This window comes from Lacticaseibacillus salsurae (assembly GCF_045862175.1).
GTDB classification, from domain to species: domain Bacteria; phylum Bacillota; class Bacilli; order Lactobacillales; family Lactobacillaceae; genus Lacticaseibacillus; species Lacticaseibacillus salsurae.
In genome coordinates, this window is the sequence record NZ_BAAFZI010000001.1 from 48,242 (window position 1) to 67,362 (window position 19,121).

The following is a 19,121-nucleotide window of genomic DNA, read 5'->3' on the forward strand; positions in this document are numbered from 1 at the left end:
TCTTACCCCTCCAGTGCTTTTAAGTCGGCTAACGTGATACTACCTGCGGCTAAGGCTTTGCCAACGATGGCGACGTTGATGCCAGCCGCTTTTAACGCGGTTAAGTCGGCTGGTTCATGCATGCCGCCAGACGCGACGAACGTGAGCGTTGGAAACTGTTGATGCAAAGCTGATAGCATGTCGACATTGGGGCCGCTTAAAGTGCCGTCTTTTTCAATGTCAGTGACGATAAAGGTTTGGGCGCCGACTTGTTGCATCGCAGCCACTAATTCACTGCACGACACATCTGAGTCTTTGAGCCAACCTTCTGTGGCGACGCGATCGTGTAACGCATCGATGCCAATGACGATTTTATCTGCGCCAAATTGGTCTAAGGCCGCTTTGGTCAATTGCGGGTCTTTGAGCGCCACTGACCCTAAGATCACCCGATCGACGCCTTTGGCCAAATAGTCTTGAATGCTTTCAAGGCTGCGAATGCCGCCGCCGACTTCGATAAAGAGATCAGTGGCTTCGCGGATACGCTGGATCATCGCCACATTTTTAGGGGCACCGGCTTTGGCGCCGTCTAAGTCCACCAAGTGCAAATGCGTCAACCCAGCGGCTTGAAAACTTTTAGCTTGGGCCACAGGATCTGCGGCAATGGTGGTTTTTTTGGCGTAATCGCCTTGGTATAAGCGCACTGATCGGCCTTGAATCAAATCAATTGCGGGAAAAATCTGCATCTTCAACCATCTCCTTGAACGCTTTTAAGCCGTTTAAGCCCACGGCACCACTTTTTTCTGGGTGAAACTGCATGCCCACCACGTTATTTTGTTGCACGATGCTGGGGATGCTGACGCCATAATCACAAGTGGCGGCAATGTTTTTGGCAGCAGTTTGCACGTAATACGAGTGCACAAAATACGTCGCTTGGCCATCAAACACTTGGCCAAAGCGGTTATTGGCCCGCCCGATATTGGTATCCCAGCCCATGTGCGGGACTTTTAAGCCAGGTTTTTCTGGGATCGCCACCACAGCCCCTGGCAGCAAGCCTAAGCCTTTGGTGGTACCGAATTCTTCTGAGCGATCAAACAGCAGCTGCATCCCCAAACAAATGCCTAACATCGGCTGGCCAACCCGGGCTTGGGTTTGCAACACGGAAACCAAGTTGCGCTTGGCTAACGCTTGCATCGCTTTGGCAAAAGCGCCAACGCCTGGCAAGATCAAGCCATCTGCTTGTTTGATCACGGCTGGATCGGCAGTTAGACAATTGGCAATGCCTAAGTGATCCAGCGCTTTTTTGACATTGCGGACGTTGCCGGTGTCATAATCGATGACTGCAAGCATTAGATCACGCCTTTCGTAGAGGGAATGCCGATCACGTCTGGGTTCAAGTTCACCGCAGCACGTAAGGCGCGGCCTAAAGCTTTAAACAACGTCTCAATTTTGTGGTGCGTGTTTCTTCCATATAAAACGCTGGCATGTAAGTTGAATTCTCCAGCAAACGCGATCGCTTGGAAAAAGTCTTGGGTGACTTCAGTGTCATAGCCACCCAGCTTAGGGTTATCAAATTCGGCTTCAAACACCAAGTAAGCGCGGCCGGATAAGTCGACCACCACGCGGCTGAGGGTTTCATCAAGCGGCACAAAAGCCGTCCCGAAGCGCTCGATGCCGGCTTTATCGCCTAGGGCTTGCTTGAAGCATTCGCCAATAACGATGCCGACATCTTCCGTGGTGTGATGCGGATCCACATTGAGGTCGCCATCGGCTTTGACCACCAGCCCAAAGCGGCCATGTTTGGCAAAGGCGTTGAGCATGTGATCAAAAAAGCCAATGCCAGTATCGATATCGATGGTTGAATAATCGTCTAAATTCAAAGCCACATAGATCTTAGTTTCTTTGGTGTTACGGGTAATTTCAGCAGTTCGCATAATTTTCTCCTATTTGGCGTCGTCTTCAAAGCGGCTTTCAATGGCGCGAGCGTGCGCTTCTAGGCCTTCAGTTCGTGCCAAAGTGGTGATGGCGCTGGCTTCTTTGGCCAAAGCCGGCTTGGTGTATTGCACAAATTGGATCCGCTTGACGAAATCTTCAACCCCTAGTGGTGAGAAGAACCGCGCGGTCCCAGCGGTTGGCAAAATGTGGTTCGGGCCGGCAACATAATCACCCAGCGGTTCTGAAGCGGTGCGGCCTAAGAACACAGAGCCGGCATTTTGGATCCGGTTGAGATAAGTGATCGGTTCGTCGACTTGGACTTCCAAGTGTTCTGGGGCGATCAAGTTCATCAAATCAAAGGCTTGGTCAAGGTTTTCGGTAATGGCGATGAAGCCTTCGTTGTCAACGGCAGCGCGCGCGATCTCTTGGCGCGGCAACGTTTGCAGCTGGCGGTCGATCTCGGCGCTAACGGCTTTGGCGACTGTCAAACTTGGGGTGACCAACATTGGCCGGGCCAGTTTGTCATGTTCAGCTTGCGACAAAAGATCTGCGGCAAGTTGGCGCGCGTTAGCCTTTTCGTCAGCGATCACGCCGATTTCTGAAGGCCCAGCGATCATATCAATGGCAACTTGGCCAAAGACTTGTTTCTTGGCTGTGGCGACAAAAATGTTCCCAGGGCCCATGATCTTATCCACGCGGGGAATGCTTTCCGTGCCAAACGCCAACGCGGCGATTGCTTGGGCGCCGCCGACTTGATACACCGCGTCAACGCCAGCTAATTTGGCGGCGGCTAGCACGGCGGGGTTGATGCCATCAGGTTGTGGTGGTGTCACCATGACAATGTTTTTGACGCCGGCGATTTTAGCGGGGATCGCCGCCATCATGATCGTGGATGGGTAAGCAGCTGTACCACCTGGCACATATAAGCCAACGGCCGCTAACGGGGTGAGCTTTTGGCCGCGAATGACGCCAGGTTGTTTGGCGTCAATGAAGCCGCGAGTGACTTCTTGTTCATGGTAGCTGGTGATATTTTTCTTGGCTAAGCGCAAGGCGTCTAGTAATTCTTCAGAACAAGCATTGTAGCCAGCTTCAATGGTTTCATCAGAGACTTTGAAGTCATCGACTTGAGTTTTGTCGAATTTTTCAGAGTAGGCTTTTAACGCCGCATCGCCTTTGGTGCGAACATTTTGAATGATGTCTTTAACGGCGGTTTCAACTTCTGGACGACTGGCCGCTTGTTGTTCGCGTTGGGTGACTTGGGCAGTTAATTCAGCAAAAGTTCCAGTTAAAATTTTCATAAGGCAGCCTCCTGAATGGCTTGTTGTAAGTGTAATAGCAATTGTTTGATCTCACCTTGTTTTTGTTTCAAGGCGAGTTTGTTGACGACTAAATGTGTCGAAACTGGCATCAATTCCGCATAGACTTGCAAGTGATTTTCTCGCAAAGTGTCGCCAGTTTCGACGATATCGACGATTGCATCTGCGAGCCCGACTAATGGCGCAAGCTCGACAGAACCTTCGATTTTAATGATCTCCACATCTTCGCCAATGGTGTTGAAATAGTCTTGGGTGATCTGTGGGTACTTGGTGGCAATGATCTTGCGCCGGGCCAAGCCGGGATCGAAGTCTTTGGTCGATGCTAAGACGAAATGGCATTGGCCCGTTTTGAGATCCAGCATGTCATATTGCGGGTTGCGTTGCTCGACTAAAATATCAGACCCCACGATCCCCACATCCATCGCCCCACCATTGAGGTAAGTCAACACATCTGGGCCTTTGGCTAAGATCACATGGTAGTTTGGATCATCGTTAAAAATCAACCGGCGCCCTTTATGTAAGATCGGGTCGATATTCATGCCGGCTTGTTTGAGTAGCGGTAGCACCATTTTTTCGGTGCGGCCTTTGGTTAACGCGATATTAATCGTCATTGTGGCGCCTCCTGAGTAAGATCGATCAACTTAGCGCCGAGGCTTTGGGCTTGTGATCGGGCTTGGCGCAAATTGTCATACAAGCAAAGCGTGGCGTTTGGGGTTTGTTGCACCAGCTGTTGGGCTTCTGCCCATTGGCTAGCGTCAAAGTAGATCAACACCGGTTGAGGTTGTGGCGTATCTGGTAGCGCCAAGCTCAACGCGTCAACATCAAAGGAAAAGCCCACTGCCGGCTGCAAGGTTTGTTGAAAGCTGGATAACAGCCGATCGTAGCGTCCGCCGGAAAACAAGTAATCCGCAGAGCGCTTGGCATAAGCGCGAAAGACTAAACCGGTGTAATAAGGTTGCGGCGTGGGGCTGGACAAGTCGACGGTCAGCTGCAATTGTGAGGCGTTAGTTTTCAAAAACGCCACAGTTTGCTTCAGTGTGGCGACGGCTTGTTGGAGTGCCGGCACCTCAGGGATCTTAGCTAATACTGCGTCTGCATCGCCAAACAACCAAGGCCACTGGGCTAAAAAGTCAGCCAAAGGCGTTTGCGGCAACTGCTTGAGTTGCTTGGCATAATCCGTCAAGTTCTTGGCAAATAGCGCTTGTTTCAAACTGGCGCGATTAACTTCTGGCAGTTGGGCCAACACCGCATCGACAAAACTGGCATCTGATAACTCCAAAGTCACTTCATCAATGCCTAAATCGTCACACAAGCCAGCGGCCAATAACAAACATTCGGCTTCAGCTTTTTGGCCAGGATAGCCGATGATCTCCACCCCAGCTTGGGTGATTTGGTTGTAGCCGCCTGAGTGGCGTTTTTTGATCCGGAACACATCACCCACATAACACCATTTCGTTGGTGGCGTGATGCCAGTGGTACTCATCACCCGGGCAACAGGTAACGTGAGATCTGGGCGTAACACTAAGGGCTCGCCGGATTCTTCTAAGAACTGGTAGGCATTTTCAAGCGTCGGCGCCATGGCGTCAAACACGGCGCGATATTCCAGCACTGGCGTTTTGATCGGCGCAAAGCCCGCGTTGATGAAGCGTTGTTGCAAGGTATTGGTCAGTTGCACTTTTTTTAATGCCAGCGGCCCGAATTCATCTCGGGTACCGATGGGTAAGTTGCGTTTGGACATGTGATTCGCTCCTTTTGGTCATGAGGATAAAAAAATCGCCCACGACGAGTCATTAGACTCATCGAGGACGATTTTTACCGCGGTTCCACCTCTGTTTGTCACCATCTCACAATGGCGACCTCACACTGCCTGACCAACAGCGGCAAAAGCGATTGTTGGCGGGTAGCTATGATAACGCAATTCCTGCGTGCTCCCCTACTTGATTCAGTGAGCAAGTTCATAGATGTGGACGTGTTGGGTAGTGATCCCTTCTCAGCAACTGGGATTCTCTTGACACCCTGAACAACACGCGGTTTCTAATCACAACTTCATTTGATTAATGTTTATTTAATATGTCTATCATAATAGTCTCTTTTGAGGCGATGTCAAGTACCCAAGTTCAAAAGTCGCAAAAAAGCTTGACGGGGATGCCGGCGGAAAATTCTGCGTGCACGCGATCATCGCACGCCGACCAATTATTTGGGTTGCAAAACGATCAAGTTGGCACTAATAGGTATTGCATACTAGTTGCGGACACGCGGTCAAAATAATGAGAATCCACCGTTTATCGTATAATCCTTTTCTATTCGCTTTGCCATTTCCAGCCATGGCCCCTGTGCTTGCGAATATAGCCACAACAAACAAAAAGCCCAGTACCTAGTATTACTAGGTACTGGACAAACGTTTCGTCAGGCTATGCCTGCAGCAAGTGATGCTGCAATAGAAGGTCCAAATTCGATTGGCCGTCAACATATGCGTTAACGCACAAATGCCATGTAATAACTGATCGCACTGACACTTTGGGCACTGGCGATGCGGCCGTCTTTGACCGCGTCAAGTACTTCAGTCAATGGCACCAATTGACTGGTGACAAATTCATCTTGATCAAAATGCTTCGCCGCGCGCTTGGCCGTGTTAATGCTGGCCAAAAACAAATGCACCACTTCATCCGTCATGCCTTCACTCGAGCGCACAGCGCATAATGGCGTCAAAGCTTGCGCCAAGTAGCCAGTTTCTTCTTCTAGCTCCCGCTTAGCTGCTTGCAGTGGCGTTTCGCCAGCGTCGATCAAACCGGCAGGTAGCGCGTAAGCTTCAGCGTTGATGCCAATGCGGTATTCGCGATTGATCAGCACTTGGTCATCTGCCGTGATCGCCAATAGCGCCACCGCTGGGGCGTGTTCGATCAAGTCGCGCTGGATGGTTAAGCCATCTGGGGTTTTGACTTGGTTATTGGTGACTTTAAAAATATGGCCAGTGTAGCTAGTGGTCGATGAAAGAATCTCACCTTTGGTGCCTTTGGGTTGAATAAACATTCTTGCCTCCAAAAAAAGCCGCCACATGGACGGCTGGTTGATTATTTGCTTTCGTCTTTGATCCAGCCTAACGCGATCGCGCGCTCGCCTAAGTGCGTGCCGATCACTGGGCCGAAATAAGACCGCTCGATGCGCACTTGCGGGAACTTTTCTTGTAAATGCGCTTGCCAGCGGTCGCCTTCTTCAGGGTCGTTGGCATCGATCACCCAAGCTAAAATGGGATAATCCACCCGCTCAACTTCTTCGGCAAACAAGTCTTCAATGCGCGCATAAGCTTTTTTCAGCGAGCGGATCTTTTCAAACGCCACGATTTTGTGGGACTGATCGTCAAACGTCAATAATGGCTTGATTTTTAACATGCCACCAATAAACCCGGCAGCGTTTGATAAACGGCCACCGCGCACCAGATTTTGCAGATCGTTGACCACAAAATATTCACCAGTGGTGGCGCGCAATTCGTCCATATGCGCCACGATCTTATCCACTGGCTCGCCGGCTTGGGCCATGCGGGCGGCGGATAACACCAACGCGCCCATTAAGATCACCGTGATCTGTGAATCGTAAACCACCACATGGGCGGGTTCAAAGTCTGCCACAGCTGCTTTAAGCGTGTTGACAAAACCAGAGATCGTGCTGGCTAAATGGATACTTAAAATCGTGTCATAGCCTTCATTGGCGAGATCTTCGTAAACCTTCAACACTTCTCCTAACGGCGGTTGTGACGTATTAGGAAAAGTCTTGGCGTTGCGTAATAAGTCATAATATTCTGCTGATTGAATATCCTTGCCTTCATCGTATACCGTCCCATCCAAAATCACTGGGATCGGGACGACTTTAATATGGTTGGCTTGGATCTGTTCTTCGGAAAGATACGCAGTGCTGTCGGTGACGACGGCGATCTTCATGCGGTTCACCCACTTTTCTAGAATTCACTGGATAATCGTACCATATTTTCACAGATTTTTGAATGAAGCAGGCCACTTGTCATAAATGCTATAATAGAAACAGACATTTTTTTACAGGAGGCGCTTATGTCATTTGATGGTATTTTCACCCACGCCATGACCCACGAGCTGGCTGACATCCTAGTTGGCGGCCGCGTGAACAAAATTCAACAACCTTATCCGAATGAAGTCGTGTTGACCATCCGCGCCCAGCGTAAAAACTGGCCGCTTTTATTGTCGGCACATCCCGAATATGCCCGCGCGCAGATCACCCAGATCCCTTTTGCCAACCCCAAAACCGCCAACACTTTCACGATGACGTTACGCAAATACTTGGCCAGCGCCCAATTGATGCGCTTGGCGCAAGTGGATAACGACCGCGTGATGCATTTGGACTTTAAAACCCGCGACGAGCTTGGCGATGACATGTCGCTGCGCTTAGTGGTTGAGTTTATGGGCCGGCATTCCAATATCACCTTGGTCAATTTGGTGACCAATAAGATCATCGATTTGATCCATCATGTGTCCCCAGATCAAAACCGCTACCGCTTGCTGTTGCCAGGGGCTGATTACGTTGAGCCGCCTAAGCAAGATAAAGTCGATCCGTTTGTTGACACCACCCAAGGCTATTTGGAGCTGATGAAAACCACGGATGTGCCGTTGGCGAAGTTGCTTCAACGCCATTACCAAGGCTTGGCGGCAGATTCTGCCAATGAATTAGCTGCACGGTTGATGCAAGGCGACCCAGACGTTGCTTGGAATGGCTTTTTAGCGGTGATCGCTAAGCCCACACCGACGATCACGACGGGTGATAAAGTCAACTTCTCAGCCACGCCTTATCAAAGCTTGGCCGGGGAGGTGGAAACTTATCCCACGCTTAGCGAAATGCTGGATGCTTTTTACGCCAAAAAAGCGGAACATGACCGCGTGCGCCAGCTTGGAAGCAATCTGATCCATCCTTTGAAGAACTTGATCGAAAAAGACGAAAAAAAGCAAAAGAAACTCGCTGCCACGTTGAAGTCCACTGAAAAAGCGGATGATTACCGCATTCGTGGCGAATTGTTATCGACTTATTTGAATCAAGTGCAACGCGGCATGACCGAGATCACGTTGCCGAATTTTTATGACGACAACAAGCCTTTAAAGATCAGTTTATCCAATGAATTGTCGCCTTCTAAAAACACCCAGCGGTATTTCACCAAATACCAAAAACTCAAGAATGCCGTGGCGTTTGTCACCCAACAAATGGCTGACAACCAAGCAGAATTGGATTATCTCACTGGTGTCATGACTCAAATCGAATTGGCTGCGCCTAAAGACTTAGACGATATTCGCAGTGAGCTGCAACAAGGCGGCTTTTTGAAAGTGCAACACAAAGGCAAAAAAGCGCCGAAGCATAAAGTCGCCAAGCCAGAAACATTTTACGCTAGCGATGGCACTTTGATCTCGGTAGGTAAAAACAACTTACAAAACGACCAGCTCACCTTGCACACTGCCAACAAGTCCGACATTTGGCTCCATGCCAAAGATGTGCCTGGGTCACATGTGATCATTCATTCCCCAAACCCCAGCGACAAAACTTTACTTGAAGCCGCCAACTTAGCGGCATATTTCTCCCGCTCTCGGGCCAGTGCCAATGTGCAAGTGGATTGGATCGAAGTCAAAAAGATCCGCAAACCCAATGGCGCGCGTCCAGGATTTGTGGTTTATGAAGGCCAACGCACTGTTGTCGTCACGCCTGATGAAGCATTAGTGGCGAAATTGCGCCAAAAGCCCACCTTGTAACCCCGACGTAACATTATAACCAAAATTAAATATTTTGTTACAGTTTTAACCCTACTCTTGTCAAATGAAATCGCTATACTTTGGGTAGGAAATTAATTAGAACTGGACATTACTTGAGGAGTGAGTATCATCAAAAAATCACAATTAGCATGGCTCTTCACCCCTGCGCTGGCGCTGCTTCCTGGCACGATCTTGGCACAAGGACACGAAGTCAAAGCCGATACCAATACCGACACTGACACCGACTACACCGTCAAAAGCGGTGACACCTTGTCTCAAATCGCATTGGACAAAAACACCACCGTCAGCGACTTGGCAACCACCAACAAAATTGCTGACAAGAACCTGATTTTAGTGGGCCAAAAGCTCAAGCTCAAAGCCGCAGCCCCAGTAGCCGACAATACTTATACCGTTAAAGCTGGCGACACGCTATCTCAAATCGCCGCTGCTAATAACACCACGACGGCTGCATTAGTCGCGGCCAACAACTTATCCAATGCCGACTTGATCTTAGTTGGGCAAACTTTGAAGTTGACTGCCGCTGCTGCCCCAGCTACCAGCCAAACCACGACCACGACACATACCACGGCCCCACAACCTGCTGCCAGTGCCGCCACCACGACGACCACTCACACAGCGCCAGCCACGACTGCTGGTGCGACCACAAATTATGGCACGTTCAAGTTGTCATTTTATGATCCTGCGGTGTTAGGTTCAAACATGGGCTACAGCGGTGTGGCGGCTAACTTATCCGTCTTTCCAAAAGGCACCCATTTGAAGATCACTTTGTCTAATGGCACCGTTTGGTATCGGACCGTCAATGATACGGGATCGTTTGCTTATTCCAATCCGCACCAATTAGACGTGGCGATGCCTTCCAGCCAGATTCCGAGTGCTGGGATCTTGTATGCCACCGTTGAAGTGCTTCATTGATCATACTTATCGCCTCCCAATTTTGGGGGGCTTTTTTGATGGGTCAAATGATTCATGGTTGAAAGCTGAGTGAGTGGTGAGGATCAGGCGATCTGTTATTAAATCGTCGCGACTGATCGCCACCGGCTGAGCAGGTCGTCATTATATAACAGCGTCAATATTTAGAACACGCGATTTGCAACAGATGTCACACTTTGCAATAACATTTGAATGCAACAAAGCGATGACATTGTTGCAAAACACGCACTTTTTGTCACCTCCTTGGCGTGGCCTTGTTATCTAAGGCCAGTATACTAGTCTCAGTTGTTAAACAATCCAGACATTCAAATAGGAGTGACTTATGATCAAAAAAGCACATCTCGTATGGTTATTCTCGACGACCTTGGCCTTTACCGCTGGTGCGATCAGCATGTCGAGCAATCCAGTAGACGCGGCAACCACTCAGTCTGCATACACCGTTAAATCCGGTGATACCCTTTCTGCTATTGCCAACGCCAATGACACCACAGTGGCGCAATTAGTTTCCGCAAACAGTATCAAAAATCAACATTTGATTTTCGTGGGTCAGCAATTGAAGTTAGCTGCCCAAGCCAGCACTTACACCGTTAAAGCCGGCGACACCTTAGGGGCGATTGCTTCAGATACGGGTGTCAGTGTGGCCAACTTAGTCACTTATAACCAAATTACTGACGCCAACTTCATTCATGTTGGGCAAGTTTTGAAGTTAACTGGGACCACGACTGCCACCCCGGCCTCAACTACTCGTGCGCAAGCTACCAGCACCCCAGCAACGACGACGGCGACGACAAGCAAAGCGCCAGTTCAAGCCCAAGCTGCGTCAACTACCCCAGCTGTGACGCACACGCAAGCCGCTACCACAACGCCAGCACCAAGCGCCTCTGCGGCAACGACGACGCCAAGTACGGCAGCGCCGACTAGCACGGCAACCAGCTATGGTACCTTTAAGTTATCTTTCTATGACCCTGCCGTTTTAGGTTCCAACATGGGTTACAGCGGTGTGGCTGCTAACTTATCGGTGTTTCCTAAAGGCACCAAGCTCAAGATCACCTTATCCAACGGCACAGTTTGGTACCGGACGGTCAATGACACCGGCTCGTTTGCTTATGCCAACCCACATCAATTAGACGTGGCCATGCCTTCTAGCCAGATCCCTAGTGCTGGGGTCTTATCGGCTCAAGTTTCAGTGGTCAAATAAATTAAACACGTCACCAAATTCCTCGCTTTTGCGGGGAATTTTTTTGTACACTGCACCAAAAAACCGCTGCGACGTTTGGACGCAGCGGTTGAAAGTGGCGCTAGGCTTGCCAGTGTTCTGGATCTTGACGCCAAGCATGGAGCAAGGCGAGTTCTTGATCATCGATTTGCCCTAAGCTTTTGGCTTGTTCGATCAAGGCTGTGTAGTTGGTCAAAGTGGTGAATGGGACCTTTGCTTTGGCAAAATTAGTCGTGGCTTGCGGCAATTGATAACTGAAGATCGCCGCGACCCCGACCACATTGACGCCTTCGCGTTTGGCAGCGGCGGCGGCTTTTAACACGGATCCGCCAGTGCTTAACAAATCGTCGATCAACACCAACTTGGCGCCTTCGACTAAGCGCCCTTCGATTTGGCGGCCTTGGCCGTGATCTTTAGGCTTGCTGCGAATGTAGGCCATTGGCAAATGCAGGCGATTGGCCACTAAAGCCGCATGCGGGATGCCGGCAGTGGCCACGCCACCGATGGCTTCCACGTCAGGAAATTGGGCTTTGATCACTTGCGCCAATCCGCTGGCGATGCGATCGCGCACTTCGGGATAAGAAATGGTGATGCGGTTATCTGTATAGATCGGGGACTTGATCCCGCTAGCCCAAGTAAAAGGCTGCTTGGGACGTAACGTGACTGCGCCGATGGTCAACAGATCTTGGGCAATTTGGTTTTCAATTTCAGTCATGATCGATGCTCCATTCTGTTTGAATTTGATGATATGCCGCGATAGGATCGGCTGCTTGCGTGATCGGGCGGCCGACAACGATGTCGGAGCTGCCAAGTTCTTTGGCTTGCGCTGGGGTGACGACGCGCTTTTGATCGCCGATCGCAGCACCTGTTGGACGAATGCCAGGGGTGATGATCAAGAAATCTGGCCGCACCACTTGGCGAATATCTTGGGCTTCTTGGGCACTGGCGACCACCCCGTCAGCGCCTGCTTGTTGCGATAACGCCGCGAGATGTTTGACTGAATCACGCACTGGGCCTGGTATTTGTAACTGGTCATGAAGCATGGCGGCGTCAGTTGACGTGAGTTGGGTGATGGCCAACAGTCTTGGCGGCAAGCAGCCCGCATCTTTGGCGCCTGCCAGCAGCCCTTTTTTAGCAGCGGCTAACATCTCTGCCCCACCGGCGGCATGGGCCGTGGTCAAGGCCACGCCTAAGCGGCCGAGTTGATACGCGGCTTTTTCGACGGTGTGTGGAATGTCATGTAATTTCAGATCCAAGAAAATGTTCAACGGTCGCAATGCTTGTAAGTCGTGGATGATCTGCGGTCCTTCGGCGTAATACAGCTCCATGCCGACTTTGACAAATAACGGCTCGCTGGTATCAAATTTCGCCACGAAATCTAAAGCGGTGTGTTTGTTGGGAAAATCCAACGCGATGATTGGTTGCATGATGTTCCTTTCTCACAAAAACGACCAGAACAAGGTCTGGTTGTTTTGAGTTTTATAGCGGTGTGGTGGTAAAGGCCCGCGATTCCAGTACCGACGCGATGGCGTTGGCAGTATCTAAGCTGGTCATCAACGGTACCCCATGCATGATCGCGGTTTGGCGGATCAAGTAACCATCACTAGTCGTCGCACGATCGGCACTGGTGGTATTGACCACTAACTGCAGTTTTTGATCAGCGATGGCATCAAGGATCGCATTTTCGCCGTTTTCACCAAGTTTGGCGATGGCGGTGACCACGATCCCGGCGTCTTCCATGGCTTTGGCGGTACCGGCAGTGGCGACGATTTGATAGCCGACTTCGCGGAAGCGCTTGGCTAAAGCCACGGCTTCGGCTTTATCGCTGTCTGCAACAGTAAACAATGCGGTACCAAAGGCTGGCAAATGCGTGTGGCTGGCTTCAAAGGCTTTGTATAACGCCTTTTCAAGCGTGGCGTCAGAGCCCATGACTTCACCAGTGGACTTCATTTCCGGTCCGAGCATGGAATCAACGGCATTGAGTTTGGAGAAGCTAAAGACTGGGGCTTTAACATGCACGCCTGGGCGAACTGGTAAAATACCGGTGGTAAAGCCTAAGGATGCCAGATCTTTGCCTAAAATCGCTTGGGTGGCGACTTGCGCCATGGCGACGCCAGTCACTTTGCTTAAAAATGGTACCGTGCGGCTTGCCCGTGGGTTGACTTCGATCACATACACTTGACCTTCGTGCACGATGAATTGAATGTTCATGATGCCGATACAATGCAAGGCATGCGCCAACTTCACGGTGTAACTTTCGATTTGGGCTTTCACTTTGTCCGAGAAATCTTGTGGCGGGTAAACTGCCATGGAATCGCCTGAGTGGACCCCAGCGCGTTCAATGTGTTCCATGATCCCTGGGATCACCACGATTTTGCCGTCAGTGATGGCATCAACTTCACATTCGGTGCCAATCAAATATTGGTCGACTAACACTGGGTGGTCATTGGAAACGGACACTGCGCGGTCAATGTAGTTGGCCAGTTCTGCTTCAGAATGCACGATTTCCATGGCCCGGCCGCCTAAAACATAACTTGGGCGCACTAATACGGGATAACCGATGCGGTTACCGATCTTTAAGGCGCCAGCTTTATCAGTGGCAGTGCCGCCGACTGGTTGCGGAATGTTTAAGGATTTAATGATCTCATCAAAGCGGTCGCGGTCTTCGGCAGCATCCAAGTCATCTAAGCTGGTGCCTAAGATCTTGACGCCGTGCGCTGCCAGTGGTGCCGCTAAGTTGATGGCGGTTTGGCCGCCGAATTGCACGATCACGCCTTTGGGTTGTTCCAAGTCGATGACATTCAACACATCTTCAATGGTCAAGGGTTCAAAGTACAACTTGTCTGAAATCGAAAAGTCCGTGGACACTGTTTCTGGGTTGGAGTTCATGATAATGGCTTCATAGCCAGCTTTTTGGATCGCTTTGACTGAGTGGACCGTGGCGTAGTCAAATTCGACGCCTTGGCCGATGCGAATCGGGCCAGACCCTAACACCAGAATACTTTCACGATCAGAGCGCACGGATTCTGTTTCAGTTTCATAAGTGCTGTAAAAGTATGGTGTGGTGGATTCAAATTCGCCAGCACAAGTGTCGACCATTTTATACACTGGCACTAACCCAGTGGCTTTGCGGTGATCGCGGATCTTGTCGGCAGATTCATGCCAGAATTTGGCAATGGTTTCGTCTGCGAAACCATTTTCCTTGGCGATCTTCAACACGTCATCATCGTCGACATGGGCTTTAAGCTGGTCTTCGATTTCAATAATGTGCAAGATCTTGTCTAAGAAAAATTCGTTGATGCCAGACAATTCTGAGATCTCCGCGATGGTGTAGCCGCGGCGGAAGGCTTCGGCAATGGCAAATAAGCGCATATCATTTGGCGTGATGATCTTGTCAGACAATTCTTGATCGCTAAAGTCCGCATCTTCTTGCCGCCACAAATGCATGGCGCCGACTTCCAACCCGCGAACGGCTTTAAGCAAGGCTTCTTCGGCAGTACGGCCGATCGCCATGACTTCCCCAGTGGCTTTCATTTGGGTGCCTAAGGTGCGATCACCATTTTCAAATTTATCAAATGGGAAGCGTGGGATCTTGGCCACCACATAATCAAGCATTGGTTCAAATTCAGCGTAAGTGGCGTCAGTGATCGGGTTTTTGATCTCATCAAGGGTTAAGCCCACCGCGATCTTGGCGGCCATTTTGGCGATCGGGTAACCGGTGGCTTTAGAAGCTAAGGCAGAACTGCGGCTGACACGCGGGTTGACCTCGATGATGTAGTACTTAAAGCTAGTCGGATCCAAGGCCAATTGCACATTGCAGCCGCCTTCGATCTTCAGCGCGCGGATGATGCGCAGTGATGCATCCCGCAGCATTTGCACTTCTTTATCGGTCAGGGTTTGCACTGGGGCAAATACCACTGAATCGCCGGTGTGCACGCCAACTGGATCGAAGTTTTCCATGTTGCACACGACCATCGCGTTATCGGCAGCGTCGCGCATCACTTCAAATTCGATTTCTTTGTAGCCGGCAATGGAGCGTTCGATCAAACATTGCGTCACTGGCGACAAGTTCAAGCCGTTTTCCACGATCGTGGCCAATTGCTCAGGGGTTTTGGCGATCCCGCCACCAGTGCCGCCCATGGTGAACGCTGGGCGCACGATCACTGGAAAGCCGATTTCGTCTGCGAAGGCTTTGGCTTCTTCATAGTTATGGGCAATGGTGGATTCTGGGATCGGCTCATGCAACTTTTGCATCAAGTTCTTGAACAATTCGCGGTCTTCAGCTTGGTCGATGGCTGACAACTTCGTGCCCAGCAATTCGATATGAAGCTCATCTAAAATGCCAGAGTTGGCTAATTCCATTGCCAAGTTCAAGCCGATCTGCCCGCCGATCGTCGGCAAGATCGCATCAGGCAACTCTTTGCGCAAGATCTGGCTGACGAATTCTTTGGTCAGCGGTTCGATATACACTTGATCGGCGATTTCTTTATCAGTCATGATCGTCGCTGGGTTGGAGTTGACTAAAACGACTTCATAGCCTTCTTCTTTCAGCGCCAAGCAAGCTTGGGTGCCGGAATAATCAAATTCTGCGGCTTGGCCGATGATGATCGGGCCAGATCCGATGACTAAGATCTTATGAATATCTTCGCGTTTAGGCATGAGTCAGTTCCTTTCCTTCACGGTTGTTAAAAGCGTCCATCATTTCCATGAACTCATCAAATAAATGGTCAGCGTCATGCGGACCCGGCGCCGCATCTGGGTGAAATTGTACCGAAAACGCCGGATACAAGCGATGCCGTAAGCCTTCGACAGTGTGGTCATTGATCTCCACATGGGTGACGAGCAGTTGATCGGGGTCGATGGAATCAGGATCCACCGCGTAGCCATGGTTTTGGCTGGTAAAATCGATGCGGCCAGTGGCGATCTCGCGCACTGGGTGATTGAACCCGCGGTGGCCGAACTTCATTTTGAACGTGTCGGCGCCATTGGCGAGTGCAAACAATTGATGACCTAAGCAGATCCCAAATAACGGGATCTTGCCTTGGATGCCGCGGATCATGTCCAACGCTTGCGGCACATCTTTCGGGTCGCCAGGGCCGTTGGTCAACATCACCCCATCAGGATTGAGATCCAAAATTTCTGCAGCGGTGATCGTCGGTGGCAAAATGGTCAAGTTGCAGTTGCGCTTGGCTAATTCACGCAAGATCGAATGCTTCAAGCCAAAATCGACGACGGCCACATTGCGCCCAGTGCCAGGCGCCGGATAAGCTTGCGTGGTCGCCACTTGTTGCACTTGGTTTTTCGGCAAAACCAAAGCGCGCAGTTGGTCAAAAGCATGCGCGTCTGCGGCATCGACAATGCTGGCTTTCATGGTACCCACTGAGCGCAAACGTTTGGTCAACGCCCGCGTGTCGATTCCCGAGATGCCAGGAATGTGCTTGCGTTTCAAGAATTCATCCAAGCTCATTTGCGCGCGCCAATTGCCAGTCACCCGCGCAAGATTTTTAACCACCACCCCTTTGGCTGTGGGGTTGATGCTTTCATAATCATCGCGGTTGATGCCGGCGTTGCCGATCAATGGATAAGTGAAGGTGATGATCTGGCCGTTATAACTTTGGTCGGTGATGGTTTCTTGATAACCGCTCATCCCGGTGTTGAACACGATTTCGCCAGTGGTCACAGATTCGGCCCCAAAGCCTTCACCTGCAAATACACTGCCGTCTTCAAGGATCAAATAACGTTTCAAAATAGGGGCTCCTCTCTTGGTTCGTTCAGCTTTGGGCTTTGTAAGCGATCCGCCCGCCAGCTACGGTGTACAGCGTGCGACCATAAACTTGTTGCCCGATAAAAGGACTGTTGTGGCCTTTGGAAAACCAGTCTTTAGGATCGATGCGATATTGCGCATCCAGATCCATCACCGTGAAGTCTGCTGGTTCGCCAACCAGCAAGTGGCCGGCATTCAAGCCAAATTTTTCCGCAGGGTTGGTGCTCATCCACTGGATCAATTGATTTAAGGTGAAAATATTGGTCATCACAAAGCGCGTATACAACAAGCCAAAAGCCGTTTCGCTGCCAACAATGCCAAATGCGGCTGAGCGCATTGAGCCGGTTTTTTCAGCGGCAGTATGCGGCGCATGATCCGTGGCGATCATATCCAGTGTGCCGTCTAAAAGCCCTTTGATCAACGCTTGGCGATCGGCTTCACTGCGCAGTGGCGGATTCATTTTGTACATCGCGTCGTCTGAAGGGATATCTTGATCAGCCAATAACAAGTGATGCGGGCTGACTTCGGCGGTGACATTGACACCACGCGCGCGAGCGTCGCGGATCAAGTCGACAGATAACGCCGTGGAGACATGACAAGCGTGGTAATGCACGCCGCTAGCTTGCGCTAACACCAAGTCGCGCGCCAGTTGCGCCGTTTCGGTTAAGTTGCTCATGCCAGGCAAGCCCAGTTCGTCAGCTTTAGGCCCGGCGTTCATCACCCCGTCACCTTTAAAGCCTTCGTCTTCAATGTGCGCGACGATCGGGGCGTTGGCTTGTTTGGCTCCAAGCATAGCGCGATACATCGTTGCGGCATCTTGTACGCCGACACCATCATTGGAAAATCCAAGTGCGCCTGCAGCTTTTAAACCGCAATAATCGGTTGGCTTTTGGGAATGCAGGCCCGCAGTGATGGCGGCAAATTGGAGCACATGGATCTTGGCATCTTGGTGGTTTTTTTGGATCAACGCTTCGAGATCTTTGACGTTATCTGGTACTGGGTTCAAATTCGGCATGGCCACCACGGTGGTGAACCCGCCATGAGCTGCGGCTTGCGCGCCGGTTTTAATGGTTTCTTTGGCTTCAAACCCAGGTTCGCGAAAATGCACATGGACATCCACTAACCCTGGCATCAACGTGGCGCCTTTGACATCGATCACTGTGGTTTTAGCTGGCGCCGCCAAGCTGTGCCCTAATGCGGCGATCACCCCATCAGTGGTCAACACGTCGCCGTCAAATGGCTCTGGCCCGACAACATGAGCGTTTTTAATGAGTAAATGCATGAACACGGCTCCCTTCATTGGCTTGTGGCTGCATCACTTGTTCCAACATCGCCATGCGCATGAACACGCCATTGTGCATTTGTTGGAAGATCCGCGATTGCGGGCATAACACCAAGTCATCGGCTAATTCAATGCCGCGGTTGACCGGCGCGGGATGCATGATGATCGCCGATTTTTTCAATTTAGGATAAAGTTGATCAGATAACCCGAAGCGCTCGTGATACGTCGCTTCTGAAAATTCCGCTTTTTCGGCTTCGCTGAGGCGTTCGAATTGCACCCGCAGCAGCATTAACACATCGACTTTTGGCACAATGTCGGCCATGGGCTCATAGGCGCCATATTTTTCAAATTCTTTGGTGTACCAAGCTTTGGGACCAGAGAATGTCAGTTCTGCGCCAAGTTCATGAAGCATTTGCATATCGGATTTGGCCACGCGAGAATGGCTCAAGTCGCCAACGATGCCGATTTTCAACCCGGCAAAATGCCCGAATTCTTCATGGATGGTCATCAGATCTAGCATCATTTGGCTAGGATGTTGGCCAGCGCCGTCGCCAGCGTTGACAATGTGCAAAGGCAAATGCTCGGCCAATAAGGATTGATAGTAGGCTTTGACTGGGTGGCGGATCACCGCCACTTGCACCCCGATCGCCGCTAGCGTCCGTAACGTGTCTGCCAGCGTTTCGCCTTTGGTGACTGAACTTTGGCGCGGATCAAATGGCAGTACCGTCATGCCGAGTTTGCGTTCGGCCATTTCAAAGCTGGTGTGGGTGCGCGTACTTGGTTCAAAAAACAGATTCGCCGCATACATCGGTAATGGCAAGTTGGGTGTTGCCCCGGCCTTGAACGCCTCAGCTCGTTTGATCAATTGATCGGCGAGTTGCGCGGTGACTTGGTTTGCTGAAACGAAATCTGTGATAGACAT

At 50.7% G+C, this 19,121-nt stretch carries 17 protein-coding genes; 3 read left to right on the forward strand and 14 right to left on the reverse strand.

Going from position 1 to position 19,121, the window contains the following annotated elements; all coding sequences use genetic code 11:
- Positions 1–2 precede the first annotated feature (2 nt).
- The 8 genes from hisA to ACKTSG_RS00290 form a co-directional block, all read right to left on the reverse strand.
- Positions 3–722, reverse strand: a complete 720-nt coding sequence (gene hisA, locus ACKTSG_RS00255) for a 1-(5-phosphoribosyl)-5-[(5-phosphoribosylamino)methylideneamino]imidazole-4-carboxamide isomerase (RefSeq protein WP_407890798.1) — start codon at positions 720–722, stop codon at positions 3–5.
- Positions 700–1,326 (reverse strand): imidazole glycerol phosphate synthase subunit HisH, encoded by a 627-nt coding sequence (hisH, locus tag ACKTSG_RS00260; RefSeq protein WP_407890800.1) that lies wholly within the window; start codon positions 1,324–1,326, stop codon positions 700–702. The genes hisA and hisH overlap by 23 nt, the downstream gene beginning before the upstream one ends.
- Positions 1,326–1,910: an imidazoleglycerol-phosphate dehydratase HisB gene (gene hisB, locus ACKTSG_RS00265; protein WP_407890802.1), complete on the reverse strand. Its 585-nt coding sequence runs from the start codon at positions 1,908–1,910 to the stop codon at positions 1,326–1,328. The genes hisH and hisB overlap by 1 nt, the downstream gene beginning before the upstream one ends.
- A gap of 9 nt (positions 1,911–1,919) precedes the next feature.
- The gene (gene hisD / locus ACKTSG_RS00270; protein ID WP_407890804.1) at positions 1,920–3,209 is read right to left on the reverse strand and encodes a histidinol dehydrogenase; all 1,290 of its coding nucleotides are present in this window, start codon (positions 3,207–3,209) and stop codon (positions 1,920–1,922) included.
- Positions 3,206–3,838: an ATP phosphoribosyltransferase gene (gene hisG, locus ACKTSG_RS00275; protein WP_407890806.1), complete on the reverse strand. Its 633-nt coding sequence runs from the start codon at positions 3,836–3,838 to the stop codon at positions 3,206–3,208. Before hisG ends, hisD begins: the two co-directional genes overlap by 4 nt.
- On the reverse strand, positions 3,835–4,965 hold the full coding sequence (locus ACKTSG_RS00280; protein WP_407890808.1) for an ATP phosphoribosyltransferase regulatory subunit: 1,131 nt from the start codon (positions 4,963–4,965) through the stop codon (positions 3,835–3,837). Before ACKTSG_RS00280 ends, hisG begins: the two co-directional genes overlap by 4 nt.
- A gap of 737 nt (positions 4,966–5,702) precedes the next feature.
- Entirely contained in the window at positions 5,703–6,257 is a 555-nt protein-coding gene (locus tag ACKTSG_RS00285; RefSeq protein ID WP_407890810.1) for an NUDIX hydrolase, read from the reverse strand.
- A gap of 41 nt (positions 6,258–6,298) precedes the next feature.
- Positions 6,299–7,162, reverse strand: a complete 864-nt coding sequence (locus ACKTSG_RS00290) for a DegV family protein (protein WP_407890812.1) — start codon at positions 7,160–7,162, stop codon at positions 6,299–6,301.
- A gap of 126 nt (positions 7,163–7,288) precedes the next feature.
- Between ACKTSG_RS00290 and ACKTSG_RS00295 the strand changes: the two genes are divergently transcribed.
- The 3 genes from ACKTSG_RS00295 to ACKTSG_RS00305 all read left to right on the forward strand — a co-directional run bounded on the left by ACKTSG_RS00295 (position 7,289) and on the right by ACKTSG_RS00305 (position 11,135).
- Positions 7,289–8,986, forward strand: a complete 1,698-nt coding sequence (locus ACKTSG_RS00295) for an NFACT RNA binding domain-containing protein (protein WP_407890814.1) — start codon at positions 7,289–7,291, stop codon at positions 8,984–8,986.
- A gap of 120 nt (positions 8,987–9,106) precedes the next feature.
- The gene (locus ACKTSG_RS00300) at positions 9,107–9,919 is read left to right on the forward strand and encodes a LysM peptidoglycan-binding domain-containing protein (protein ID WP_407890816.1); all 813 of its coding nucleotides are present in this window, start codon (positions 9,107–9,109) and stop codon (positions 9,917–9,919) included.
- Positions 9,920–10,259: 340 nt separating this feature from the next.
- Positions 10,260–11,135 carry a LysM peptidoglycan-binding domain-containing protein gene (locus tag ACKTSG_RS00305; RefSeq protein WP_407890818.1) on the forward strand — a complete coding sequence of 292 codons (876 nt, stop codon included), beginning with the start codon at positions 10,260–10,262 and terminating at the stop codon, positions 11,133–11,135.
- A gap of 100 nt (positions 11,136–11,235) precedes the next feature.
- Here ACKTSG_RS00305 and pyrE read toward each other — a convergent pair whose 3' ends face one another.
- From pyrE to ACKTSG_RS00335, 6 genes are read right to left on the reverse strand one after another with little or no spacing between them, the layout of a single operon-like run.
- On the reverse strand, positions 11,236–11,868 hold the full coding sequence (gene pyrE / locus ACKTSG_RS00310; protein WP_407890820.1) for an orotate phosphoribosyltransferase: 633 nt from the start codon (positions 11,866–11,868) through the stop codon (positions 11,236–11,238).
- Positions 11,861–12,580 (reverse strand): orotidine-5'-phosphate decarboxylase, encoded by a 720-nt coding sequence (pyrF, locus tag ACKTSG_RS00315; RefSeq protein ID WP_407890822.1) that lies wholly within the window; start codon positions 12,578–12,580, stop codon positions 11,861–11,863. Before pyrF ends, pyrE begins: the two co-directional genes overlap by 8 nt.
- A 52-nt stretch (positions 12,581–12,632) precedes the next feature.
- On the reverse strand, positions 12,633–15,812 hold the full coding sequence (gene carB, locus ACKTSG_RS00320) for a carbamoyl-phosphate synthase large subunit (RefSeq protein WP_407890824.1): 3,180 nt from the start codon (positions 15,810–15,812) through the stop codon (positions 12,633–12,635).
- Positions 15,805–16,899, reverse strand: coding sequence for a carbamoyl phosphate synthase small subunit (locus ACKTSG_RS00325; protein WP_407890826.1), 1,095 nt, complete (start codon positions 16,897–16,899; stop codon positions 15,805–15,807). Before ACKTSG_RS00325 ends, carB begins: the two co-directional genes overlap by 8 nt.
- Before the next feature lie 25 nt (positions 16,900–16,924).
- Positions 16,925–18,199 (reverse strand): dihydroorotase, encoded by a 1,275-nt coding sequence (gene pyrC / locus ACKTSG_RS00330; RefSeq protein ID WP_407890828.1) that lies wholly within the window; start codon positions 18,197–18,199, stop codon positions 16,925–16,927.
- On the reverse strand, positions 18,183–19,121 hold the full coding sequence (locus ACKTSG_RS00335; protein ID WP_407890830.1) for an aspartate carbamoyltransferase catalytic subunit: 939 nt from the start codon (positions 19,119–19,121) through the stop codon (positions 18,183–18,185). The genes pyrC and ACKTSG_RS00335 overlap by 17 nt, the downstream gene beginning before the upstream one ends.